General features: G+C 41.8%; 19 protein-coding genes. 11 read left to right on the top strand and 8 right to left on the bottom strand.

Features of this window, described 5'->3' with window-relative positions; all coding sequences use genetic code 11:
• Window positions 1-3: 3 nt before the first annotated feature.
• Both uvrB and ACEQZT_RS13315 read left to right on the top strand, forming a co-directional pair.
• The gene (uvrB, locus tag ACEQZT_RS13320) at window positions 4-2,025 is read left to right on the top strand and encodes an excinuclease ABC subunit UvrB (RefSeq protein WP_370089942.1); all 2,022 of its coding nucleotides are present in this window, start codon (window positions 4-6) and stop codon (window positions 2,023-2,025) included.
• A gap of 100 nt (window positions 2,026-2,125) precedes the next feature.
• Complete coding sequence (locus tag ACEQZT_RS13315) at window positions 2,126-3,088, top strand: ketoacyl-ACP synthase III (protein ID WP_370089941.1); 963 nt, start codon at window positions 2,126-2,128, stop codon at window positions 3,086-3,088.
• A gap of 105 nt (window positions 3,089-3,193) precedes the next feature.
• Here ACEQZT_RS13315 and ACEQZT_RS13310 read toward each other — a convergent pair whose 3' ends face one another.
• Genes ACEQZT_RS13310 through ACEQZT_RS13300 form a run of 3 tightly spaced genes read right to left on the bottom strand, consistent with a single transcriptional unit; the run spans window position 3,194 to window position 6,786 of the window.
• The gene (locus ACEQZT_RS13310; RefSeq protein ID WP_370089940.1) at window positions 3,194-5,365 is read right to left on the bottom strand and encodes a ComEC/Rec2 family competence protein; all 2,172 of its coding nucleotides are present in this window, start codon (window positions 5,363-5,365) and stop codon (window positions 3,194-3,196) included.
• 52 nt (window positions 5,366-5,417) lie between these two features.
• Complete coding sequence (locus tag ACEQZT_RS13305) at window positions 5,418-5,843, bottom strand: GNAT family N-acetyltransferase (protein WP_370089939.1); 426 nt, start codon at window positions 5,841-5,843, stop codon at window positions 5,418-5,420.
• Window positions 5,824-6,786, bottom strand: coding sequence for a PhoH family protein (locus tag ACEQZT_RS13300; RefSeq protein ID WP_370089938.1), 963 nt, complete (start codon window positions 6,784-6,786; stop codon window positions 5,824-5,826). The genes ACEQZT_RS13305 and ACEQZT_RS13300 overlap by 20 nt, the downstream gene beginning before the upstream one ends.
• A 75-nt stretch (window positions 6,787-6,861) precedes the next feature.
• Between ACEQZT_RS13300 and ACEQZT_RS13295 the strand changes: the two genes are divergently transcribed.
• Together ACEQZT_RS13295 and ACEQZT_RS13290 are read left to right on the top strand one after the other, a co-directional pair.
• Entirely contained in the window at window positions 6,862-7,638 is a 777-nt protein-coding gene (locus tag ACEQZT_RS13295) for an S-adenosyl-l-methionine hydroxide adenosyltransferase family protein (protein WP_370089937.1), read from the top strand.
• A 3-nt stretch (window positions 7,639-7,641) separates the two neighbouring features.
• Window positions 7,642-7,926, top strand: a complete 285-nt coding sequence (locus ACEQZT_RS13290; RefSeq protein ID WP_370089936.1) for a putative quinol monooxygenase — start codon at window positions 7,642-7,644, stop codon at window positions 7,924-7,926.
• Window positions 7,927-8,011: 85 nt separating this feature from the next.
• Here ACEQZT_RS13290 and ACEQZT_RS13285 read toward each other — a convergent pair whose 3' ends face one another.
• A complete protein-coding gene (locus ACEQZT_RS13285; RefSeq protein WP_370089935.1) occupies window positions 8,012-10,441 on the bottom strand; it encodes a PspC domain-containing protein in 2,430 nt (809 codons plus the stop codon).
• Window positions 10,442-10,489: 48 nt separating this feature from the next.
• Entirely contained in the window at window positions 10,490-10,837 is a 348-nt protein-coding gene (locus ACEQZT_RS13280) for a PadR family transcriptional regulator (protein ID WP_370089934.1), read from the bottom strand.
• 259 nt (window positions 10,838-11,096) lie between these two features.
• On the opposite strand from ACEQZT_RS13280, the gene ACEQZT_RS13275 reads away from it, so the two are divergent.
• The 3 genes from ACEQZT_RS13275 to ACEQZT_RS13265 are packed head-to-tail and all read left to right on the top strand — an operon-like array spanning window position 11,097 to window position 17,835.
• Window positions 11,097-12,191: a hypothetical protein gene (locus ACEQZT_RS13275; RefSeq protein ID WP_370089933.1), complete on the top strand. Its 1,095-nt coding sequence runs from the start codon at window positions 11,097-11,099 to the stop codon at window positions 12,189-12,191.
• On the top strand, window positions 12,178-17,151 hold the full coding sequence (locus ACEQZT_RS13270) for a C25 family cysteine peptidase (RefSeq protein ID WP_370089932.1): 4,974 nt from the start codon (window positions 12,178-12,180) through the stop codon (window positions 17,149-17,151). The genes ACEQZT_RS13275 and ACEQZT_RS13270 overlap by 14 nt, the downstream gene beginning before the upstream one ends.
• A gap of 3 nt (window positions 17,152-17,154) precedes the next feature.
• Window positions 17,155-17,835, top strand: coding sequence for a phosphatase PAP2 family protein (locus tag ACEQZT_RS13265; RefSeq protein WP_370089931.1), 681 nt, complete (start codon window positions 17,155-17,157; stop codon window positions 17,833-17,835).
• 2 nt (window positions 17,836-17,837) lie between these two features.
• On the opposite strand, the gene ACEQZT_RS13260 is transcribed toward ACEQZT_RS13265, so the two are convergent.
• From ACEQZT_RS13260 to ACEQZT_RS13250, 3 genes are read right to left on the bottom strand one after another with little or no spacing between them, the layout of a single operon-like run.
• Window positions 17,838-18,134, bottom strand: coding sequence for an SCP2 sterol-binding domain-containing protein (locus ACEQZT_RS13260; protein WP_370089930.1), 297 nt, complete (start codon window positions 18,132-18,134; stop codon window positions 17,838-17,840).
• Window positions 18,135-18,136: 2 nt separating this feature from the next.
• Window positions 18,137-19,195, bottom strand: a complete 1,059-nt coding sequence (locus ACEQZT_RS13255) for a glutaminyl-peptide cyclotransferase (RefSeq protein WP_370089929.1) — start codon at window positions 19,193-19,195, stop codon at window positions 18,137-18,139.
• Between the two features lie 44 nt (window positions 19,196-19,239).
• Window positions 19,240-20,484, bottom strand: coding sequence for a cation:proton antiporter (locus tag ACEQZT_RS13250; RefSeq protein WP_370089928.1), 1,245 nt, complete (start codon window positions 20,482-20,484; stop codon window positions 19,240-19,242).
• 270 nt (window positions 20,485-20,754) lie between these two features.
• On the opposite strand from ACEQZT_RS13250, the gene ACEQZT_RS13245 reads away from it, so the two are divergent.
• Genes ACEQZT_RS13245 through ACEQZT_RS13230 form a run of 4 tightly spaced genes read left to right on the top strand, consistent with a single transcriptional unit; the run spans window position 20,755 to window position 23,586 of the window.
• Window positions 20,755-21,279: a DinB family protein gene (locus ACEQZT_RS13245; protein ID WP_370089927.1), complete on the top strand. Its 525-nt coding sequence runs from the start codon at window positions 20,755-20,757 to the stop codon at window positions 21,277-21,279.
• Window positions 21,279-21,905 carry an ABC transporter ATP-binding protein gene (locus tag ACEQZT_RS13240; RefSeq protein ID WP_370089926.1) on the top strand — a complete coding sequence of 209 codons (627 nt, stop codon included), beginning with the start codon at window positions 21,279-21,281 and terminating at the stop codon, window positions 21,903-21,905. Before ACEQZT_RS13245 ends, ACEQZT_RS13240 begins: the two co-directional genes overlap by 1 nt.
• Window positions 21,902-23,146 (top strand): ABC transporter permease, encoded by a 1,245-nt coding sequence (locus tag ACEQZT_RS13235; RefSeq protein WP_370089925.1) that lies wholly within the window; start codon window positions 21,902-21,904, stop codon window positions 23,144-23,146. Before ACEQZT_RS13240 ends, ACEQZT_RS13235 begins: the two co-directional genes overlap by 4 nt.
• A gap of 2 nt (window positions 23,147-23,148) precedes the next feature.
• Window positions 23,149-23,586 carry a hypothetical protein gene (locus tag ACEQZT_RS13230; RefSeq protein WP_370089924.1) on the top strand — a complete coding sequence of 146 codons (438 nt, stop codon included), beginning with the start codon at window positions 23,149-23,151 and terminating at the stop codon, window positions 23,584-23,586.
• Window positions 23,587-23,608 lie beyond the last annotated feature (22 nt).

Genomic DNA, 23,608 nt, shown 5'->3' with positions numbered 1-23,608 from the left:
TTAATGGATTTTAAACTCACATCTGAATATAGCCCTACAGGCGATCAGCCTGAAGCGATCAAGCAATTGGTGGAGGGAGTCCAGAATGGAGAGCCTGCCCAGACGCTGCTCGGAGTTACCGGTTCTGGTAAGACTTTCACCATTGCAAATGTAATTGCCCAGGTACAGAGACCTACTCTTGTCCTCAGCCATAATAAAACACTTGCAGCTCAACTCTATGGTGAGTTTAAGCGATTCTTCCCGGAAAATGCAGTCGAGTATTTCATCTCTTATTACGATTACTATCAGCCGGAAGCATACCTTCCTACGAGTAATGTTTATATAGAGAAAGATCTTTCCATCAACGATGAGATAGAAAAATTGCGTTTGAGTGCCACATCAGCTCTTCTTTCTGGTAGGAGGGATGTGATAGTGGTAGCGTCGGTTTCATGTATATATGGTATCGGAAACCCGGAGGAGTTTGGCAAAAATGTGATTCGGATTCAGGAAGGAGACTCCATTCCCAGAAATAAGTTTTTGTTCGATCTGGTGGATATTCTATACAGTCGTACGGAAGCAGAATTTAAAAGAGGAACCTTTCGAGTAAAGGGAGATACGGTTGATGTCTTTGTCGCCTATGCTGATTTTGCTTACCGATTTATTTTCTGGGGCGATGAAATAGAATCTATTCAAAGAGTAGACCCAGTAACAGGGGAGAAGCAATCAGATGAACGAATTGTGACCATTTTTCCAGCCAATCTTTTCGTTACGGGAAAGGATCAGTTGCAGGTGGCCATCAAAGAGATTCAGGACGATATGGTGGAGCAGGTGCAGTTTTTTGAGGATGAAAGAAGGTTTCTAGAAGCGAAAAGGCTAAAGGAACGTACTGAATTTGATCTGGAGATGATCAGGGAGATTGGCTACTGCTCCGGTGTTGAAAATTATTCAAGATACTTTGATAGAAGGAACCCGGGAAGTCGTCCATTCTGCTTACTGGATTATTTTCCTGATGATTTTCTCATGGTCATTGACGAAAGTCATGTTACAGTGCCCCAGGTTCGTGGAATGTGGGGAGGAGACAGAGCTCGAAAAGTAAACCTTGTTGATTACGGTTTCAGGTTGCCATCGGCGATGGACAATCGTCCGCTGACTTTCAATGAATTTGAAGATATGCTTAATCAGGTCGTGTTTGTAAGCGCCACACCAGCGGATTACGAACTAAGGAAATCAGAGGGAGTGATCATAGAACAGCTTATCCGCCCTACTGGTCTACTAGACCCGGTGATAGATGTCCGTCCAAGCCAGAATCAAATTGATGATTTGATGGAGGAGATTCAGCAGCGAATAGAACTGGAAGATCGAGTATTGGTGACTACACTGACCAAACGGATGGCTGAAGAGCTAACCAAATATCTTTTAAATGCTGGAGTTAAAACCCGATACATTCACTCAGAAGTGGATACACTGGATCGTGTAGAAATTTTACGTGAGTTGCGTCTTGGGATCTTCGATGTTTTGGTGGGAGTAAATCTTCTAAGAGAAGGTCTCGATTTGCCAGAGGTATCGCTCGTGGCTATTCTGGATGCAGATAAAGAGGGTTACTTAAGAAACGAACGGTCACTGGTGCAGACCATCGGTCGGGCAGCCCGAAATGATAGGGGGAAGGTGATTATGTATGCCGATAAGGTAACGGGCTCTATGAAATTGGCGATAGATGAGACCAACAGGCGTAGGAGTATCCAGATGGAATACAATGAAAAGCACGGCATCACACCGATTTCTCTGAAGAAGAACAAGGAAGAAATACTGAGACAGACTGGTGTGGCTGACAAGAAAAAAGGAGCCAAAAAATACTACATGGAAGAAGAGCATTCGCTGGCTGCCGATCCTGTTGTCTCCTACATGTCAAAGGGTCAATTGACCAAGCTTGCTGGTGAAACCCGACGCAAGATGGAAAAGGCTGCCAGGGATCTTGACTTCATGGAGGCAGCAAGACTTAGGGATGAATTGCAAGAGGTTGAAAAATTACTAAAAGAAAACAAGTAGCTTCTTTGGATTTCAATTCCCTCTACCTCAACTTGCTTTTGAAATAGACAACAATCCCAAAAGATTAATCTTTTTCAAACCTAAATCCCCCGTATTTGTTATGTCAAAAATTACCGCATTTGGCACTTATGTGCCTGAAAGAATCGTAGACAATCATTATTTCGAAGAAATCATTGACACCAATGATGAATGGATAACTTCCAGGACAGGAATTAAAACCCGACGCTTTTCCAAAGATGGAGAGTACACCAGCGACCTTTCCGTAAAAGCAGTGGAAAATCTGATGGCTAATAGTGGCAAAGATGTAAGTGATGTTGATTTCATCGTGGTGTGCACCACTTCACCTGATCAGCCCATGCCCAACGCCGCATCTCGCGTGCAGTACAAGCTGGGAATTAAAAATGCGGGGTGCAATGACATTTATGCTGCGTGTGCGGGCTTTGTCTATGGACTCCAAATGGCACATGGATTTGTGAATTCAGGGGTTTACAAAAAAGTATTGGTAATAGGAGCAGAAACACTGACCAAAATTACAGACATGGAAGATCGTACCTCTTGTATCCTCTTTGGTGATGGTGCAGGAGCTGCTTTGGTGGAGCCAGATGAGCAGGAGCATTTTATGGCGTTCAATTCTGGAACAAATGGAGATTTGGGGCATGACCTTTACCTCAGCCACAAGAAAAATAGCATCAATGGTGTAGGGATCAATCCGAACAGTAAGATCGTTCAGAATGGGCGGTCGGTATTTAAATGGGCGGTCGGCAATATTCCAAATAAAGTTCGGGAGCTGGCGGAAAAAGCAGGACTGACACTTGATGATATTGATTATATAGTTCCGCACAGTGCCAATCTTCGTATAATTGAAGCTATTGCGAAGGATTTGAACTATCCTATGGATCGTATACCTGAGAGTGTTACAGAGTTTGGGAATACATCCTCAGCCTCTATTCCATTGGCTATAGCCAAGGCTGAGAGGAATGGAAAAATTAAGAAGGGAGATACATTGCTGCTTATTGGATTTGGTGGTGGACTAACCTTTGCGGGAGCCATCCTTAAGTGGTGATTTTATTAAAAATAGTCTGTTTTTTTTTCAGAATAATGTTTGGCAGATAGCCATCTGTATATACATTTGTGATACTACTAGGCGGTAGTAAGTTTTTTCCCGATGCTAGTCGGGATTGGTGGTGAACAGAGCGGACTGAATTGTCCGCTCTTTTTTTATGCTTTTATTTAAAGGAATCACCAACGCCCCATCTTCCTTTAACGAATGAATGCTCATCCCTAATTCTTTAGCCTGACTCTTCATCCTTTTTGAATAGAAATTAGAATTTTGATTACTGATGATCACCAAATTGGTATTAAAGTTTTCCGTCAGCCATTTCATGCTTTTGATAGCCTGATTGTTAATGAGGATGTAATCAGATTCGATCGGCTGTTTGAATTCCAAATGAAATGTTGTTGAATCAAAAACGATGATCCGCTTTCCGGCTACTTGTATAAAATTCACAGCATCAATTGATTCCTTTTGCTTTTCTGCTAATGTATTTATTGATTTACTGATTGGTGCGAGGTGAGAAGAAAGCCGATGAGGGTTGATTTGAAACGAAAGAAGCTCCAGTTCTGAAGGGTCATAATTATCCAGGTAAAGTTTGGCCTGATGTCCATCAATATGATCAATGGCCATCTTTTCTGATATTTCATAGAACACTAATTCATTCCTTCTAGATTGCTGCTCATTGGAAAAAGTAATCCACCCTATAAAGAGGACTCCTAAAAAGGTAGAAATTACCAGTGTTTTGAAAGATCGATAATGAAGTCCGGCAATAAATGTAAGGACGATCATGTAAGTCAGGATTAGCCCCGCCTGATCCAAGTAAATCCACTCAATAAGGCTTACTGGAAGTATATGCACATAGCTGATTACTTCATTGATAAGCCACATGAACTTATGTAATACATAACCAACCCCCTCACCAATAATTGAGAAAACTGGATCAATTAAAAGCATGGAGACGCCAACCACCAGCATTAGAAATGAAGCTGGGATTACAACAAGGTTAGAAACCAGAAAGTAAGTGGGAAATTGATGGAAATAGTAAGCAGAGAGTGGGAATGTAGCCAGCTGTGCTGCGATTGAAACGCAAGTTATGGCCCACGCTTTATCTAAAATTAAATTTTTAAAATCTAGCAATCTGTAAAGCTTTGGCTGGAGGTATACAATCCCGATGACGGCAGCAAATGACAGCTGAAAACCTACGGAATAGATGAGATATGGATCAAATAAAAGAAGAACAAAAGCAGCGAAACCTAAGGTATTGTATATGTTACCTTCACGTGCAGATGCCTGACTTATGGCCACCAATGAAAACATGGTTGCGGCCCTTAACACCGACGGACTAAGCCCAGTAACTGTTGCATATGTCCAAATGATGGTTACACTGATGACTCCAAAGAGCCGCTTTCCCCATTTTCCTGATTGTCTTAATTTTCCAAAAACCAATTGGATGAGTAAATAAATAATTCCGACATGCAAGCCGGACACAGCCAGCACATGCATCGCGCCAGCCGAAGAATAGGCCTTTTTGATATCATTGTCCAGGTGATCTTTGATACCTAGCAGCAACGCTTTGGCTATCCCATTTTCCCGCGGAGTAGGTATGTTTTTGTCAATGATTTCTGAAGCTTTCTCCCTAATCTGGTAAGCCCATTTTAGGAATCGACTAGGAGGATTATTGAAAGCTACTTGTACATGTTCTGACTTGACGAAAGCATGACTATAGATTGCCTGTCTTTCCAAATACTTTTTGTAGTTGAACTCACTGGGATTGTCAGGACCAGGAACAGTATAAAATCTACCAAGAACATGGAGGTGATCCCCATAGTTTAAAGGTTCAGCAAGAGAATCTTTCCTTATATAGAGATGAACCTTCCCCGAAGACTTGATAATGGAATCAGAATTTGTGACAAGCTGATCCAATTCAAAGTCATACCTGAAGTGGTTGGTTCTTTCATTTACTGGACTGGTGATCGTTCCTGAAAATCCCTTGATAGCTTCATGGTTGTTTAGGTAATGACTGCTTTCATAACTATGATAAGAGTTTTTAACATAGAAGCCTCCAAGAAAAAATATAATAAGTAGAGCAAGGGAACCATTTAGCCTTCTCAGTTTATAAAATCCAAACTTGTGAGAGCTTATTACCGAAGAAACTAGGAGTAGAATGAGGATGCCTAGTTTTAAGAATGGATTTGCCCAAAGAGATGGGAAGTGATCAAAACAGGCGATACCAAAGATTAATGCGATGGTAAGTCGCACAAAAGGATATGTGTTCCAGAAATACATACCGTTGCATAATAAAGATGGCAATCATTTCTTTAAAATGCAAAAAGCGGTATTACAAATTTCTCCACATCAAATAATGCATAATTCCACACTCATCAAACTGGTCGCCTTTGGTCTGGAAGCCAAACTTGAGGTAAAGCGGCACGGCAGGTAGCTGAGCGTGCATGTAGAGGTAGGTGCCTTTCTCAGCTTTCTGTTCTATGTCTTCCATCACGGCTTTTACGATGGCGGTACCCAGACCCATGCCACGCATGGTTTTCTTGGCGGTAAATCGCTCCAGCTTAATGCCTTTTTCGGTATACCTCCAGCGTGCAGATCCTATGGGGTTGTCGTTTTCATCCAGGGCTACAAAGTGATGAGACTCATCTTCAAATTCATCAAATTCCTCATGTGCTGCCACCTTTTGCTCCACCACAAAGACCTCCTCACGAATTATAAATGATTTCTTTTTCAGCTCCTCACTTGTCGCTGGTATCACCCTGAACGTCATACTTATTATATGCTTTTATGATTGCTTTCACCAGCTTATGTCGCACCACATCGCGATCATCCAGGTGCACAAAGCCGATTCCCTTGACATCTTTCAGCACCTTCATGGTCTCGATAAGTCCCGAAATCTGTTTCTTCGGCAGGTCAATTTGAGACTGATCACCGGTAATGATCACCTTGGACTGTGGTCCCATCCTCGTCAAAAACATTTTGATCTGCATAGGAGTGGTGTTTTGCGCCTCATCCAGTAGCACATAGGCATCATTGAGTGTACGTCCTCTCATGTATGCCAGAGGGGCAATCTCCACGATCCCATTTTCCTTATAGTATCTCAGCTTTTCCGCAGGGATCATATCGCTCAGGGCATCATAAATCGGTCTCAGGTACGGATCAATCTTCTCCTTGAGGTCACCGGGCAAAAACCCCAGATTTTCACCAGCCTCAACGGCCGGTCGAGTGATGATAATTTTTTTGACCTCTTTATTTTTCAGTGCCTTGACAGCAAGCGCTACAGAAATGTATGTTTTACCTGTTCCTGCCGGACCGATTGCGAATACCAGATCATTCTTCTCTACAGCAGCAACTAGCTTCTTTTGATTAACCGTCTTTGGGACGATTCGTGTGCCACGTGTGCCATGCACAAGAACAGCAGAATTGCCACCCGCCTGGATGGTATTTTCTTCATTATCTACAAAATCCTTTACATTTTCGGCAGTCACTTTTCCATACTCATGGTAGTGGGCTAGCAGAGAATTCAGGATTTCATTGATTTTGAGAATTTGCGGAGCGGATCCTTTAATTCTGATTTCATTGCCACGGCTCACAATTTTGCTATCTGGGAACGCTGTAGCAATGGTTTTTATGTTCTGATTTTCAATCCCAAGGAAATCAACCAGCGAAACATTTTCGAGTGTAATAATTTTTTCCAGCAATAGATATTTCTGTTAATCCTTCGAAGGTAAAATTTATAGCTTTGTGAGAACAAATGTAAGCTGTAATTCCCGCAAATGGCGTTAATAACCTTCATGTCTGATTTTGGAACGGTGGATCACTATGTGGCTGCTGTAAAGGCTGCCATTGTCTCCGAATCTCCGAGTCAGCCAATAGCGGATATTACGCATAATATTCGGCCATTTGATATATCGCATGCCGCAAATGTTCTCCGGAGTGTATACAAGGATTTTCCTCAGAAAACGGTTCACATTGTTGCGGTAGATTCTATGAAAGAAAAATCGAAGGCCCTTGCTATCGAATTGGATGGACACCTGTTCGTGGGGTTTGATTCCGGGATTTTCAGCCTTATTTCAGAAAAAAGGCCGGATCAGATTGCCGTGTTGGAAAATGGGCAGTCCACCTTTCCTGCCAAGGATGTTTTAGCAAAGACAGCTCTGCAGTTGGCCAATGGGAAGTCACTCAAGGATGTGGGGACGATGGTCAGTGAGATGACCGAACTTTACGGCCGACAGCTAAAGGTGACTAAGCGAGAGATAGCTGGAAATGTGGTGAGCGTGGATCACTTTGGAAACTTGATCACAAATATTAGTAAGACAGAGTTTGATAAGATTTTGGAGATAAATGGAGCGGGAGTTCGGTATCTGATAAGGTTCGGTCGGGAGCAGTTTCAAAGTACGCACGGCTATTTTAGCGATGTAGACTCAGGTGATTGTTTTGTGCTGTTTAATTCTTCCGGCCAGTTGCAGATAGGGATAAATAAGGGGAATGCTTCTGAGCTACTTGGCCTCTCTGAGGATGCTCCGGTTATTATTGAATTTTCCAATGGATAAGCTATGCTAATACGTATCGTACGGATGGATTTTGATCCTGAAAAAGTGAATGATTTTTTGAGCTTGTTTGAAACTGTAAAAGAGAAAATAGCTTCTTTTCCTGGGTGCAATCACCTTGAGCTTTGTAAGGATGCATCGCTTGATCATGTTTATTATACATTCAGTAAATGGGATAGTGAGAACGATCTGGAGAAATACAGACGCTCGGAGCTTTTTGAAGATACCTGGGCAAAGACTAAAGTCTTGTTTGGAGGGAAGCCATTGGCATATTCGCTGGACCCACAATAAAAATCCCTCGCCCGACCAAAAGCGAGGGATACCAAAACCTAAATGACAGAGTCAGTTAGTTGACTCGCGACCAGTTTAGATGTTTTTAATCCTTTTTTATTGAGCTTAGTCCGTTGCTGTCCGAAGAGACTCGGGCATTTCCGCGATACCTCACCGTGCTCGCACCTGATGCATCCGCTTCCAATTCATTTCTTACATAAACTTTTACCGTAGAAGCTCCTGACGCATTGATGTCAGCATAGTCCACCTCAAAATTGAAAGCATCCAACTCTGATGCTCCGTTTAGTTCCGCTTTCAAATTTTCTGCTCTTCCGACCAAAATCAATTCAGAAGCACCCGTTAGGTCTACCTCCAGGTAATTTGGTGAAATATCAGCCCAAACCTCTGATGCTCCTTGGATATCAAATTCAATATCATCATCTGTGAAATTCCTTATTTCTCCTTCACATGCGCCAGTTGCCTTCAGATACTGGAGCTCAGGCATTTCAATAAATACACGTACTTTATCCCTGTTTTTTCTTCGTTTCCACCAGTCGCTATTTCGGCCATATCTGATTTCCAGTTCATCTCCATTTTGGCTCAGATATACTTCATCCAGATCTTCATCATCACCTTCCAACCTCACGGAATAGGAATCGCTTTTGATTATTTCAAAATCAAAAAGCGAGATCAATTGTACTTCATCAAAATCTTCAAACTGATACACCTGACTATCTGATCCATAACTTTTCCTTTTATAAGTACTACTGCTTGAGTCAGAGCAGGTAATACATCTCAGGCCACTTTTGTCAAACACCCATTCGTTATCACCCAGGTCTCCAGCATCATAATCGTGAATCCATAGGGTATTCCTCAGGATTTCCCTAAGCTCATAATCCATTTTGAAGACCTTACCATAAGGGACATAAAAAGTGGCAGATACATCCTGAAACCTAAAAGGTGCATCACCGAAAGTAATTTCTGAATCAAAATAGATGATGTTGCCCTCTTGTTTTACATTGTATGCTACCGCTTCGGCATTCTCACGGGCATTGGTTCGAGAGCTACCTCTGGAGTCGATTTCCAACTCTAGCAAGAAAGCCGTAGTGTCCTCATATCCTCTGATTTTAAGATCTACACTGTTGTAGTTATCCCAATCGAGCTCATTGAGTCTCAACTCCGCTATCCCCTCAGTAATTTCAAAAGTACGCTCCTCTTTATGGGTACTTTCCACACTGTAGTTTCGTATGATAGTAGGGACAGATATCGCAAGTCCTATCATGCCAAGTAGCCATATTCCAAATAGTCCCCAGGCAACTACGGCACTCGTTACTTTCTTTTTCAGAATGATCATTAGACCTACAAGCAAGATGGCTACAGAAGGTACCAGACCTACAATGTAGGAAGATATCATTGCTATGGTGCTCATTGAGCTGAATAGCTCACGTGTTGGGAAGTCTCCAAAGTGAACCCAGGTTTCCATAGCTCCACCTACTCCTAAAAGAACGGCTAATGAGATAGTGAATGCAATCATCAATACAAAGCCAAGGAATACAAGGAATACGCCACAGGCGATTCGCAATGCCTCGACTGCAAACCTTAAAAGTGGCCCCAGGATTTCACCTAGTGCCTTAAATATGATTGCCACAAGTCTGAATGGGAATAGAAGAATTTTCACAAAGACATTTTCTTCACCTTCTTTTACATTCAGGCTCTTTTTCACGTTCTCCTCAATGTTTGAGATCGTAACAGGCTCTCCTTGCATCTGCATTTTCTCAGTAATAGACTTGGCTTCAGGTGTGATAATCCACATGATCAGGTAGACTAGCAGACCAGCACCACCTAGGAAAATGGAGACTACAAAAATTACACGGATCACAACTACATCCACACCAAAATAAGAGGCGATACCACCTGAAACACCTCCCAGAACACGATCATCAGTGCTTCGGAATAGTTTTTTCACTGCCTTGTCATCATCCAACTTGTCGCTGGCAGGTACCGCTATCCATAGGATGATATAGGCAAGAAAAGTGAAGCCACTCAATCCCCAGAAGAAGATATTGAATAGGAAAGCCAGCATGAGCAGACGAACCCAAATCGGATCCATACCAAAATAGTTGGCAATGCCGGCAGCTACCCCACCGATTACCTTGCGCTTATTGTCTCGATATAGTCGCTTAGCTTTTTCATATTCACTTTTTGGAGCCTCTTCTTTTTTCTCGTCTTTTTCTGGCTCCTCTTCAGGCTTTTCTTCCGGTTCACTTTCAATAGAAGCTTCAAAGTCTTTGGTTGTTCCCATTGTGGCGATCAAATCATTCACATCTTCTTTGGTGATAATCTGTTTGCCATCGTCGAGTTTGGAAAGGAAGATTTCCGCAATTCGGCCTTCTATATCGTCAATGATCTCTTTACTGTCTTCAAAAGAGGAAAAGTACTTATTGACCGAATCGAGGTAGTTTTTGAGTTTATCATATCCGTCCTCTTCTATATGGAATATGATGCCGCCAATGTTGATACTTATATTCTTTTTCATGTGTTGTGTCTTTATGTTGAATCACATACAATTTGCCCATGGGCTCATCTATGCTTTCTTCTTGGTGTTTTTATTAGCGATGATTTTTTTGGTGGAACCGACAAGCTCAGTCCAGGTTTGATCCAGGCCATCGAGGAAATCCCCACCTTCTTTTGTCAGCGTATAGTACTTTCTGGGCGGCCCTGATTTGGATTCTACCCATTTATAGTCTACCAATCCTGCTTTTCGTAAGCGTGTCAATAGAGGATAAAGGGTTCCTTCCACCACCATAATTTTGGCTGAGGTGAGCTCCTCCAACATGTCCGAGGCATAAACTTCACCTCGGGAAATAATGTGGAGGATGCAAAATTCAAGGATACCCTTTCTCATCTGAACTTGTGTGTTTTCAATATTCATAAACTCTCATTTCGGGTCAAACTTTTCATTGTTTACATGGATAGGTTTCGGTGCTATATACGTAAAGGTACTTGGCATGGCCAAGTACTTGATGAAAAATTATGAGATACCCGCGATATTCTTTATATAGTTACATGAATTCTTAGATAAGTTATGGAAATGAAATTTTAACTCCTTTGTCGTATATAAGTTATTATTGAACGAATGATCGCTATATCAATCCATCCGCTATGGCTAAATTGCCTTTGATTCTGATTGTATGAGGTATCTGGTATTTATCCTTTTAGCTACATTTTCTTTTCATTTTGTTTTGGCACAAGATGAACCACAAACCCGTGACAATACGCCTAAGTATAGCAATGAGTTTATGAATATTGGGGTGAGTGCCCGGTCGTTTGGGATGGGGTTTACAGCCGTATCTTTCGTTGACGATGTTACTTCTGGTTATTGGAATCCAGCAGGACTAAATAAGCTAAAATCAGATCACCAGCTAGCATTAATGCACTCGTCTTATTTCGGAGGACTGGCAAATTACGATTATGTTGCATTTGCAACTTCAGTAGATGATGAAAGTAAAATCGCGCTCTCTATAATCAGATTTTCAGTAGATGATATCCCGGACACCCGATATCTGGTTGATGTGAATGGATCAATAAATTATGATAACATCCAGTTTTTCTCCTCTGCTGATTATGGTTTTTTACTTTCCTACTCCAGAAAACTTCCTGTGTTTGGAGGGATTGATGCTGGTGGAAACTTGAAAGTAATCCATCGCACAGTTGGTAATTTTTCCAAGGCATGGGGATTTGGGTTTGATGTAGGTGCCCAGAAAGAAATAAATAAATGGAAACTTGGGGTGGTAGCAAGAGACATTCTGGGCACTTTTAATGCATGGTCTCATAATGCATCAGAGGTAGAAGAAATTTACGCTCTCACCGGAAATGATGTGCCCATCAATTCAGTGGAAATCACACTTCCTCGGGTGATAATTGGTGGTTCCAGGGAGTTTAGTATCACGGATAAATTTGGAGCCATGGCATCCATGGATTTGGATATGACTTTTGATGGAAAGCGAAATACCCTGATCAGAACAGGGCTGATTTCCATAGACCCAAAGGCAGGGGCGGAGTTTGATTATAAGAAGCTGGCCTTTCTCAGAATAGGGATCAATCAATTTCAAAAAATCAAGGATTTTGATGGCTCCTCATCATGGACATTTCAGCCCAATCTCGGTTTAGGTGTTAACATCAATGAATTGACAATTGATTACGCACTCACTGATATTGGCGATTTAGCACCAGGACTTTTTTCACATGTTTTTTCAATCAAAGTAGATTTCAATGTGGAGAAATAGAATCATAGCGCTTTTGTTTTTTGTTTCCTTCACCACTTTTGGGCAGGTAGGTAATGAGTGGATTGATTTCACACAGTCTTATTATAAGATTAAGGTGGGTGAGGATGGCTTCTACCGAGTGACCCAGGAACAATTGCAGGCCATTGGCTTCCCCATTTCGAGTGTTCCGGCCAGTAGAGTGCAGCTATTTAGACGTGGCACTGAGGTGGCACTGAATGTGAATGCAAATGGTGATGGGACGCTCAATTATTTTGAATTCTATGGGATGAAAAATGATGGTGTTAGTGATTCTCCATTATATGATCCGGGGGATCAACCTCATACATTTTATAATCTCTACTCAGATACTGCAAGCTATTTTCTGACCTATAAGCTTGGTAGCGAAAGTGGTAAACGAATGGCTTTTTCCTCAGATAAAAACACTACAGGATTAACACCAGAGGCCTATCATATCGAGGACACGATCCAGCTTTTTACATCTAGTTATGCGGCAGGAGTGAGGTTTGGAACCGGCTCATCTTTTAGCTTGAGTAAATATGATAATGGGGAGGGGTGGACCGGAAACTTTCAATCCAAAAACGCCTTTAAGGACTTCAATTTTACACTCGAGAACTATGTGTCTTCTGGGATCAACCCGGTTTTAGAGACTGTGATCATAGGAGGAAACAGCCTGAATCATAATGCGGAAATCAGGATTGGTCAAAATACCAGTTCATTAGGTCTAATGGCAAATGTGGAGTTTGATGGGTGGGGTAAAGAATTCTATTCAGGTTCGGTTGCAAGCTCTAGCATTGGTAGTGGAGGTGAGTTTGTGGTTCGTGTGACTGCTCAAGGCTATCCGGAATTTAGTGAACGACTATCTGTTGCATATATGAGACTTCAGTATCCGCAGGATATTCAGCTTGGGGTAAACGAGAATAAAGTATTTACAATCAGTAATCCTTCTACCGCAAAGGCCTGGTTACAAATAAGCACTACTAATGCATCTGGCACTCGGATTTTTGACATAACCGATCCCTATAACGCCATTAGAATTGCTACTACCAATTTTTCAACCAGAGTGGAAGCGGTGATCCCGGCTGTCACAAGCGGGCATAAGGTGCTGGCGGTAACCACCCCGAAAACTGTGGGTTCAATTGAGCCAGTGAGTTTACCAAATTATAACCTAAGCAGTAAGGACTACCTGATCGTCACACATTCGGATCTTAGAAAAAGTGGTGATCCTGTAAACAATTATAAGACTTATCGTGAATCAGTAGCAGGTGGTTCTTTCAATGTTCAGATAGGTAACATTGATGATTTGTACAATTTATACAGCTATGGGGATCCCTCCCCACTTGCCATTTCAAATTTTATATTGGATGCAAATAATCAAAACCCGATAAGTAATGTCTTTATTATCGGAAAGGGATTCACGTTAAATACCAACTACTATAGAGGTGCGCAGACGGAATTGAATGTGCCGACTTACGGACTTCCTGGAAGTGACCTGATGTATGTCATGGGATTAAATGGAGTAGACGCCAACCTCCCCGGGATTCCCATTGGCAGGCTAAATGCCTTTACACCTGCTGATGTCACGGCATACCTCAATAAAATCATTGAGATGGAGGCTTTACCGTTTGATAACCTATTCCGAAAAGACTTTTTGCAGTTGAGTGGTGGAATCAATCAGTCGGAGATTTCAAATTTCATCGGTATTGTGCAAGGCTTTACAAGTGTATTGGAGAACGACTTCATCGGTGGGCGTGCTTTCAATACGGGTAAGGAAACGAGTGATGCAGTAGAATATGTAGATGTGACTGACCGAATAAACCAAGGAGTGGGATATGTCACCTTCTTCGGCCATTCCAGTGGTACAGTCACTGATATTGAAATTGGACGAGTTAGCAATCCATCTTTTGGATTTTCAAATAAGGGTAAGTATCCGATTTTCCTTGTCAATGGGTGTAAAGCCGGAGAAATCTATGGCTCCAATTTTACTTTTGGAGAAGACTGGATGATCACTCCCGATTTAGGCGCCATTGGTTTTATAGCTCACTCAGATGTGGCTATTTCCAGTACTTTGAAAAGATGGAGTGATTTGTTCTATGCACTTGGATTTGGTGATGATGTTTTTATAGGTGAGACTGTGGGTAATGTCATGCTTGAGGTTTCTAGAAGGTACCTGAATAGTTATGGCTCTTCAGATATTAATCTCACACAGATTCAGCAAATGACACTTCAAGGTGACCCTGCCTACAGGGTTTTTGGTGCTAATGATCCCGATTATCAAATTGATAGTAACGTACTGTCCGCCTCTGCACTTGATGGAGGTGAGATTTTGGCCTCACAGGATTCTTTTAAACTGGATGTGGTAGTAAAGAATTTCGGAAGAACAGTTTTAGACTCTCTGATCGTACAGGTAAACCGCACTTTCCCTGATGGAGGTCAGGAAACTTACGTGGAAGAGTTTTTGAGACCTCTACGGCAGGATACCCTCACATTTTATATTCCCAATGACCCTACAAAAAATAATGATGGTCAAAACCTATTTACGGTCATTTTAGACCCACAGAATGATACTCCGGAGCTCAATGAGACGAATAACTCAGCAACGCTGACTGTTCCTATTTTCAGTGGAAATACCATCCATCTCTACCCAATAGATAATAGTACTCTAGCAAGTTCGGAGGTGGAATTTATCTGGCAGTCGAGTGATTTATTGGAAGACGAGCGGAGCTTTGATTTGGAGATAGATACGCAGGCCGATTTTTCTGGTCCTAACAATAGAAAGTTCACAATCTCAAGTGAAGTGATTTCCTCACAAAGCTTTGATTTTTCGGCTTTTTCCCTACCAGACTCATCCACTATTTATTGGCGCACAAAACTTACCAATCCACTACCTGAAGAAACCAACGAGTGGGTAGAAACATCTTTTACCCTGGTAAACAATATTGGAGAAGGATGGGGACAATATGATCCTGAGCAAGCAGAAAAAGGAAGTATAACCGGGGTGAGCTACAATCAATTGACTAACCGATGGGAGTTTATTGAGACCATTACCCCAATTGATATTTTCACTTTTGGTGTGGATAATTCCACCTTCACTTATGAAGATATGCAGGCGATTATTGGAGGATTGGATTTTTTCATCACTTCCAACACCATTGATCCGGTTTGCGAAACAAACACCTTCAACGCAATCGCTTTTGACAAGGAGAGTGGCGACCCTTACCGCCCAATCGAGACCACCCAGATCGACGTATTTAACAGGGAAGTTTGTGGGAGACTACCCCAGAGAATCTATCAATTTCAGGAATCTGATATGATAGGTACTGATCGTCGATTCCAGGTGTTGGTAGACAATATGCGAGTGGGGGATATGATTGTAATGTTCAACATTGGAAATGTGGACTATTCGAATTGGGATGCAAATGTGGAAGCAACACTTAATTCACTTGGGGTAAGTACCGCCACTATTACATCTTTAGTAGACGGACAACCAGTAATTTTTCTTGGAAGAAAAGGAGATGCTCCAGGTACAGCCACTACCATTATTGATAATGAATCTGCTACTCCACGGCGAGAGCAAAGTATAGATCTGCAGGATGATGTGACGGGTAAATTCGTCAGCGGTGAAATACGAAGTAGAAGAATAGGTCCGGCGAAGAGTTGGAGTGCTTTTTCGTACAACATAACCGAGGAAATAAATGATAACATTGCCATAGATGTTTATGGCGTAGATAGAGATGGAAACCTCACCACGCTGGAATCACGTGCGAGAGCAGAAACGATTAACATTGCCGGAACAGACCCTATTCTTTATCCGCAGTTGGAGCTTTCTTTTTCGTTTGATGATGAAACTGACCAGACACCATCTCAGCTAAATTTTTGGGAAGTCAACTATGAGTTTCCTCCAGAGGGACTGATTCTCCCCAATGGAAAGGGGGTAACATCTGTTCTGGAGGGAGCCGAGATTACCAGGGATTTTTATTTCTATAATATCTCCGATGTGGACTTTGCCGATTCACTTTCCGTTATGGCTACATTGATAAATCAGAATGATGGATCCCTGTTGGAATCAAGTTTTAAGATAGCGGCCCCATTAGCTGATGATACGACATCATTTACCACAACATTTCCATCATTCAACAAAGCAGGATCTAATAGTCTGGTGGTGGAAGTGATGGCCAATGAAAATGAAGCTTATACTTCCAACAACAGAATCACCCTTACAAACTTGATAGAAGTTCAGGCTGATGAAACAAATCCAGTTTTGGATATTACGTTCGATGGTTATCATATTTTGGATGGGGATGTAGTTTCTCCCAATCCTACCATCATTGTGAAAATGAGGGATGACAATCCATTTGCCTCGAAGACGGATACCACCGGAATAAATATTTCTTTGAAGCTACCTGACGAGGGAAGCCAGTTTCAGCGAGTGAACTTTTCTGATCCACGGCTGACCTATACACCGGCTTCAGAAAATCAGGATTTTCAAATAGAATATTTGCCCGGCCCACTTGAAAATGGGATGCACGCCATGCAAGTGCAAGCAGAGGACGAGTCTGGAAATCAGGCGGGTGCAGAGCCTTATGAAATCAATTTTGAGGTAATCAATGAATCTACCATCACGCACTTTTATCCTTATCCAAATCCTTTTTCTACCAATTGCAGATTTGTTTTTACTCTAACAGGTAGCGAGATACCTGATGAGATTAAAATTCAGATCCTGACTGTTTCGGGGAGGGTTGTTCGTGAAATCACCCAAGACGAGATTGGGCCAATTAGAATTGGGAATAACATCACCACGTATGCGTGGGATGGTAGAGACGAATATGGAGACCAGTTAGCCAACGGAGTGTATTTCTACAAGGTCTTTGTCAACTCCAATGGAAACGCCATCGAGCGGAGATCTACCAGTGCCGATCGTGCATTTAAGCATGGATTTGGTAAACTGTATATCTTGCGTTAAGCAATGATAGATCGACTAAAAAACACGAGTCATTTTTACATTCCATACCTGGTTCTTTTCGGCCTGAGTATGATTTTCTTTTTTTATCAAAGTCATGGCGCATTTGTGTTGTGGCTCAATAGTCTTCATAATCCTGTTTGGGATTTTTTTTTCAAATACTGGACACACACAGGTGACGGAATTTTCTTTTCTGTGATTGCAATTGCACTTTTGATTCTAAAGCGAAAATTTGGGATTGTGCTGTCGCTGATTGGGATTAGTGTAGGGCTTACCTCACTATTTTTTAAGCAGGTGCTCTTTCCCACCGCACCTCGCCCAAGTATATTTTTCAGAGATCAGGAGATTTTAAGATTTGTTGAAGGAGTTGATTTGCTAAGTCAGTACTCTTTTCCTTCTGGTCATGCAATGACAGCTTTTGCGTTGGCGACATTTGTTGCATTGATTCTTCAAAACAACAATTACTCAATGTTGCTCCTGATTGCGGGATGTCTGGCAGCAATATCCCGGGTATATCTGGCACAACATTTCTTAATTGACATCATGGCCGGATCACTCATGGGAGTAATCATTGCCACCTCTTTCTACATGGCATTTGAAAAATACCTAAATGACGAGAACCATGATCAAGCAAAAACACCTGATCAGGACCTTGAAGATATGAATTTGGATGAAGAAATTGAGTAAGCTTAAAACAATGCCGTCAGTTTCATAGCAGCACCCTTGTCCCCTTCAATCTTCAGTTTACCAGTCATAAACGCCATCATCACGTTCAGGTCGCCGGTTAAAATTTGGTTGAAATTTTCAGCAGACATTTTTATTGCAAATGGGGCCTCTCTTTCCTCATTGATTACCAGTGTTGGGGATACGGTATCATCCAGGTGAACGATTCCTTCATCAAATTTAAAATTCGCTTTACCATTAAACTGGCCGCTATGTTTATCAGCGAGTTTTTGAATTTTTGCGGTTATTTCCTCTAAAGTCATGGTTATATGGTTTTTGGTTGAAAAGTCACTTCAAATAGTTTTGGCCACCATTTCCCAGTGATATAAATACGCCCTGTATCTGAATCATAGGCTATGCCATTAAGTACATCGGCTTCCTCTGCTTCCTCAGCTGTTAGCATTCCTGAGCAATCTATTTTTTGAAGCACTTCCCCCGTTTCCGGATCAATCACAACAATGAAATCTTCTTGGTAGACATTAGCATAAATCAGTCCATCTATTACCTCCAGCTCATTGAGAGAATCAATTTTGCCTTCGTTGGTGTATGCTTCAATTTCTCGCTGAGTAGTAAAGCTTTGCGGCTCAATAAAATAAAGTTTCTCGGTCTCATCGGTAAGAATCAATTCATTGCCTAGAGTTGTCAATCCCCAGCCCTGTACCTGATAATTGAATGTACGGATCTGCTCCATATTCAAGTTGTAAACAAATCCTTTTCCGGACGTCCAGGTCAGCTGATAAAATTCGTTATTAAGCAAGGCCAAGCCTTCCCCGAACAGATTAGAAGCAAGGTTGACTACTTGTAGAGTTTCTCCTGTTGTCAGGTTTTTCTTTTTGAAAGTTGATTTACCGTTTTGCCCGGTGCTTTCATATAAAATGCCATCCTTGATTAACAAACCTTGCGTGTAATCATCGGTATCGTGAGGGTAGGTGTTTTCAATGGTGTAGGTAAACTCCTCTGGAGCATTTTCAGGAAGCACTATCACTTTTCGATAATGTGTTTCTGAGCTTTCCCCGCTATAAGCTTTGATCAGCAATCTCCACGTTCCTACTTTGCGAGTAGGAATGTCTATATTGAAAGTTTGCTGGTAGTATGTGCTGGTCACATCCCCCACTGTCACTTCAACCGAATCGATATTGATATCCTCGCTTGAGGATAACTCGACAATGATTTGCTCTCCTCGTGTTACATTTTGGTTTTGTGCAGGATTTTCGACACTTGTCGATTTCCTGATTCTGGGAGATGATGGTTTTTTTGTTTCCTCCTTGCTGTCTGTGCATGAAATCAGAAGCAGGACAAGAAACACATAGCTTAGTCTTATCATGCCATAAATTTAGCAGATACCCTTGAAATCATTGTCTATAAGCCTTAGGACTTTGATGTGCTCGAACGCATAAGTGTAGGTACTGTTAGTCCTTGATAAAGAACCGAACATACTACCACAATGTAGGTCATGGTTACAATCACATCTTTACCCTGGAAATCAGTAAGGGATAATGATAGAGCAATCGGTAGTCCACCCCTGAGCGCACCCCAGGTGAGTACTGAAATGGTATTTGGGGCAAAATCTTTCTTGACAGACATCATCTTTATTGGGACGAAAACGCTGGTCCATCGCCCAAATAGAACGATGCATATGGCGAAGAATCCTGCTGCAATGAAGTCCAGCCTTAGATCCAGCACTAGCATTTCCAAACCAATGAGTACAAAAAGCATGGCACTGAAGGTCTCTTCCAGAAGCTTCCAAAACTTAAAGACGTAATCACCGGCGGCACTAGCGACATGCGTACTTTTTCCTTCATTCCCTACTACCAGTCCCATTACCACGGCAGCTTGCTTAGCAGAAACGTGGATAAAGTCAGCAAGCTGCGATCCAACTAGAACCAGAGCAAGGGTTATTAATACCTCAACTTCAACAGCGTCATTGTCTACATACTTAAGTAATCGATAGCCGATGTATCCAAGCAATAGTCCTATGAAAATACCACCTCCGATATCCGCAACCACTATGTAAACCGTTTCGAAAAGAGTCAAAGTGTGATCCTCACCAGCGTGAGCAATATCTAACAAGGTTAGAGCCAGTACCACGGCAATTCCATCATTGAATAGGGATTCGCCGGCAATCTTTATTTCGAGCTCCTTGGAAAGGTTGAATCGTTTGATTGTTTTGGTGACTGCTATAGGATCAGTAGGAGAAATGAGCGCGCCAAATACCAGGCAATACAGGTAGTCTAGGTGGATACTCATTGCATCCAGCATAAAATATACTCCCGTACCTATCACCAATGTGGAAATAAGTACTCCAACAATAGCCAGCACAAGAACCGAGCTTCGCTGACTGCTCAGCTTCCTAAAGTCAATATTTAATGCCCCTGAAAAGAGCATAAAGCTCAATACTATTTGATATAGCACCTCTTCAAATTCATATTCCTTGACATGTTCTGCCAGGTGAAGCTCCGGGAAAAAAGTACCTACACAATACACAATAGCCGAAAGCACGAGTGCCATGATCATCAATCCGATGGATGATGGCAGCTTCAGATAGAAGGTATTTATGAAAATAAATGCTCCCGAAAGGAAGATAAATAAGGCGATAATGTCGAGAATACTCACTTCCGTGTAATTTAAAGGTGATTCAACGCAATATTAATTTTAAAAACTAACAGTACGAACAATTATACAAGCGTATGAGAGAGACTTTTTAGCATTCACTCCATCACAAGAATACATCAGGCGATTGTAGAATACTTTATAATTTGGTACTTCTTTTAGTACCGACCCTGATTTGAAGGGCTCATTTTGGTGGGTTATACCTTTATAAAAGGCTGATTTACAGGAACGAAGATAACTTTTTTTATATTTTTTAGCAAAAAAGGAATATTGGTGAAAGAATCGATTAACAAAAAGCTGCAAAGGCTCAATTCGGAAACAGAGAGAATTTATGAGTCTATTGACAAAATCCCTGCTGAAAAATTGGGTGATCAGAGCTATGGATGGAGCATTATTCAGGTTTTTTCACATTTGAATGATGCAGAAACTGCTTCGCTAAAGTACATGCAAAAAAAGATGCAAGCAGGAGATAAAATGAATAAATCAGGTGTTGGAAACGCTATCAGAATGTGGCTTACCAACCAGGCGTTGAGAAGCCCATTGAAGTGGGGAGCGCCATCCTATATTTCTAATCCTCCAGCTTATGAGCTGGAAGAAATTAAATCGAAGTGGACTGAAACCAGAAAGGGAATTCAGCAGTTTGTTGATGAATACCCGGAACAATGGCTCAATCGACTTGTTTACAAGCACCCGATGGGTGGTAGACAGAATTTGGAGCGGGCTGTTGAGTCGTTTATCTATCACCAAATTCATCACGTGCATCAAATCAATCGTATCAAAAAACAATTGGGACTTTAATGCTACAAATAAAAGCGTTGCGACATTCGTATGACGAGAAAGCAATGATTAGCTATCCGGACTGGAATGTAGAAAAGGGAAATCATGCCATCATTTTAGGTAATTCAGGCTGTGGAAAAACCACACTCCTCCACCTTATTGGCGGCTTGATGCCTCCGAAGGAAGGATCTTTAGAAGTAGCGGGCGAAAACCTTAGCAAAATGGGAAATGCCAGCCTGGATCGGTTTCGAGGGGAGCATATTGGCATTGTATTCCAAAAGCCGCATCTGGTAAGGTCTCTCACCGTCAGAGAAAACCTTACATTGTCACAGTATCTGGGGCAAAGGAAAATAAATAAAAAGCGCACCGATGAAGTGCTGGAAAAATTGGGGATCAAAGAGCTTGCCAACCGTAAAGTTCACCAGATAAGTCAGGGACAGGCGCAGCGGGTTTCAATTGCAAGAGCAGTGATCAATTCTCCGAAGTTGCTACTTGCCGATGAACCAACCGCCAGTCTGGATGATGAAAACTGCAAGAAAGTAATTGATCTACTCAAATCTCAGGCGGAGGAAACGGGTGCTACATTGATAGTTGCTACGCATGATCATCGTGTGAAAAGTGAATTTAAAAATCAGCTGGCCTTATGAACTTATTTTCACTGAGTATCAAAAATGTATTTGCTAAGCCCTTGAGCTCGCTTTTGAGTGTGCTTTTGTTTGGTTTTGGGGTGGCAATTATTGTGTCGATTCTACTTACCAGCACATTTTTAAAAAATGAGATTAATAAAAATGCACAAGGCATAGATTTGGTGGTGGGAGCCAAGGGGAGTCCGTTGCAAATCATTCTCGCCAGCATTTTTCACATCGATTTTCCTACAGGAAATATCTCATTGCAGGACGCAAACAATCTAACCAGAAACAGACTGATCGCATCGGCAATTCCACTTTCGCTTGGTGACAGTTACCAGGGATATCGGATAGTAGGTACATCAAAAGCTTATGCTGATTTATATGCAGCGACTCTTGCTGAAGGAGCATGGTTTGGTGACGAAATGACAGCCACAGTTGGATCCACCATTGCCAAAAACCTGGGAATTAAGATAGGCGATGAACTCGAGAGTGCACATGGATTGTCTGAAGGGGCAGGCGGGCATGAAGAGCATCCCTTTAAAGTAGTTGGGATTATGGAACCGACTGGATCAGTCATGGATCAATTGATTTTGGTTTCTGTTCAAAGTGTTTGGGCGGTTCATGGAAGTCATGAGGAACATGATCATGAAGAGGGGGGTGATCATCATGAGATAGTATCGTTGGATCGTCTGGGAATAGAAGTAACAAACGAACAGCTAGCAAATGAAGATATCACAGCTCTATTGATAAAATACCGCTCACCAATGGCAGCAGTGCAGCTTCCACGGATTGTTAATGGCACGAGCAACCTTCAGGCAGCATCTCCACCCTATGAAACTGCTCGATTATTCAATATCATCGGAGTAGGAGTAGATGTAGTGAATGTGCTTGGTTTGGTCATCATCATTCTGAGTGCCACCAGTGTTTTCATCGCACTCATCAATTCACTTAAAGAGCGAAAGTACGAGTTGGCTATCATGCGTTCTATGGGAGCCAGCCAATTAAAAATATTTCTGCTCATCCTTACAGAAGGAATCGTTCTCACAATCATCGGAAGCCTGTGTGGATTTGGTCTGGCACATTTAGGGTTTGGCATTTTGACTAACACAATGGAACAAATTCAGAGCAGTGGAATGTTTTTTGTGGATGATGAATATTATGTGATGCTGGGAAGTCTTACCGTTGGTATTTTTGCCTCCATCATTCCGGCATTTCTTGCGTATAAGTCAGATATCTCGGAAACGCTCTCAAAAGCATAACTATGAAAAAAAATATATTTCTTCTAGCTCTTTTGATTTCAGTTGCTGCTTCTGCACAATTTACCGATTCCAGCAAGAACTGGGAAACCATGGCAGATGTGAAGTACGAAAAATCACAAGATGAGTATGGTGAGATCTATGTGCCAAAGTTTGGTGATGATGTAAAGAAAATGAGTGGGAAGACGGTTTCATTAAAAGGGTTCATTATTCCTTTTGAGGGGATGTTCGAACCAAAGCATATCATCATATCATCACTTCCTATTGCAGCTTGTTTCTTTTGCGGTGGCAGTGGACCGGAGACGGTAGCAGAGGCCTATCTCAAAGAGGAAGTGAAGTATACAGCTAAACCTGTGACTGTAACCGGACGATTGGAACTGAATGATACTGACTATGACCAACTCATGTATATCCTGAAAGACGCTGAAGTAAAAATTGACTAACCATAAACCTGATACCAACTGA

The organism is Ekhidna sp., assembly GCF_964218185.1.
Lineage (GTDB): Bacteria > Bacteroidota > Bacteroidia > Cytophagales > Cyclobacteriaceae > Ekhidna.
Note: the sequence above shows the minus strand (reverse complement) of the source record. Positions and strands in the feature narration are given on the sequence as shown.

What these genes read in the sequence shown, in the direction of transcription:
- uvrB (WP_370089942.1), top strand. Translation starts at nt 4, where the DNA reads ATGGATTTTAAACTCACATCTGAATATAGCCCTACAGGCGATCAGCCT.
- ACEQZT_RS13315 (WP_370089941.1), top strand. Translation starts at nt 2,126, where the DNA reads ATGTCAAAAATTACCGCATTTGGCACTTATGTGCCTGAAAGAATCGTA.
- ACEQZT_RS13310 (WP_370089940.1), bottom strand. Translation starts at nt 5,365, where the DNA reads ATGTATTTCTGGAACACATATCCTTTTGTGCGACTTACCATCGCATTA.
- ACEQZT_RS13295 (WP_370089937.1), top strand. Translation starts at nt 6,862, where the DNA reads ATGGCGTTAATAACCTTCATGTCTGATTTTGGAACGGTGGATCACTAT.
- ACEQZT_RS13290 (WP_370089936.1), top strand. Translation starts at nt 7,642, where the DNA reads ATGCTAATACGTATCGTACGGATGGATTTTGATCCTGAAAAAGTGAAT.
- ACEQZT_RS13285 (WP_370089935.1), bottom strand. Translation starts at nt 10,441, where the DNA reads ATGAAAAAGAATATAAGTATCAACATTGGCGGCATCATATTCCATATA.
- ACEQZT_RS13280 (WP_370089934.1), bottom strand. Translation starts at nt 10,837, where the DNA reads ATGAATATTGAAAACACACAAGTTCAGATGAGAAAGGGTATCCTTGAA.
- ACEQZT_RS13275 (WP_370089933.1), top strand. Translation starts at nt 11,097, where the DNA reads ATGAGGTATCTGGTATTTATCCTTTTAGCTACATTTTCTTTTCATTTT.
- ACEQZT_RS13270 (WP_370089932.1), top strand. Translation starts at nt 12,178, where the DNA reads ATGTGGAGAAATAGAATCATAGCGCTTTTGTTTTTTGTTTCCTTCACC.
- ACEQZT_RS13265 (WP_370089931.1), top strand. Translation starts at nt 17,155, where the DNA reads ATGATAGATCGACTAAAAAACACGAGTCATTTTTACATTCCATACCTG.
- ACEQZT_RS13260 (WP_370089930.1), bottom strand. Translation starts at nt 18,134, where the DNA reads ATGACTTTAGAGGAAATAACCGCAAAAATTCAAAAACTCGCTGATAAA.
- ACEQZT_RS13255 (WP_370089929.1), bottom strand. Translation starts at nt 19,195, where the DNA reads ATGATAAGACTAAGCTATGTGTTTCTTGTCCTGCTTCTGATTTCATGC.
- ACEQZT_RS13240 (WP_370089926.1), top strand. Translation starts at nt 21,279, where the DNA reads ATGCTACAAATAAAAGCGTTGCGACATTCGTATGACGAGAAAGCAATG.
- ACEQZT_RS13235 (WP_370089925.1), top strand. Translation starts at nt 21,902, where the DNA reads ATGAACTTATTTTCACTGAGTATCAAAAATGTATTTGCTAAGCCCTTG.
- ACEQZT_RS13230 (WP_370089924.1), top strand. Translation starts at nt 23,149, where the DNA reads ATGAAAAAAAATATATTTCTTCTAGCTCTTTTGATTTCAGTTGCTGCT.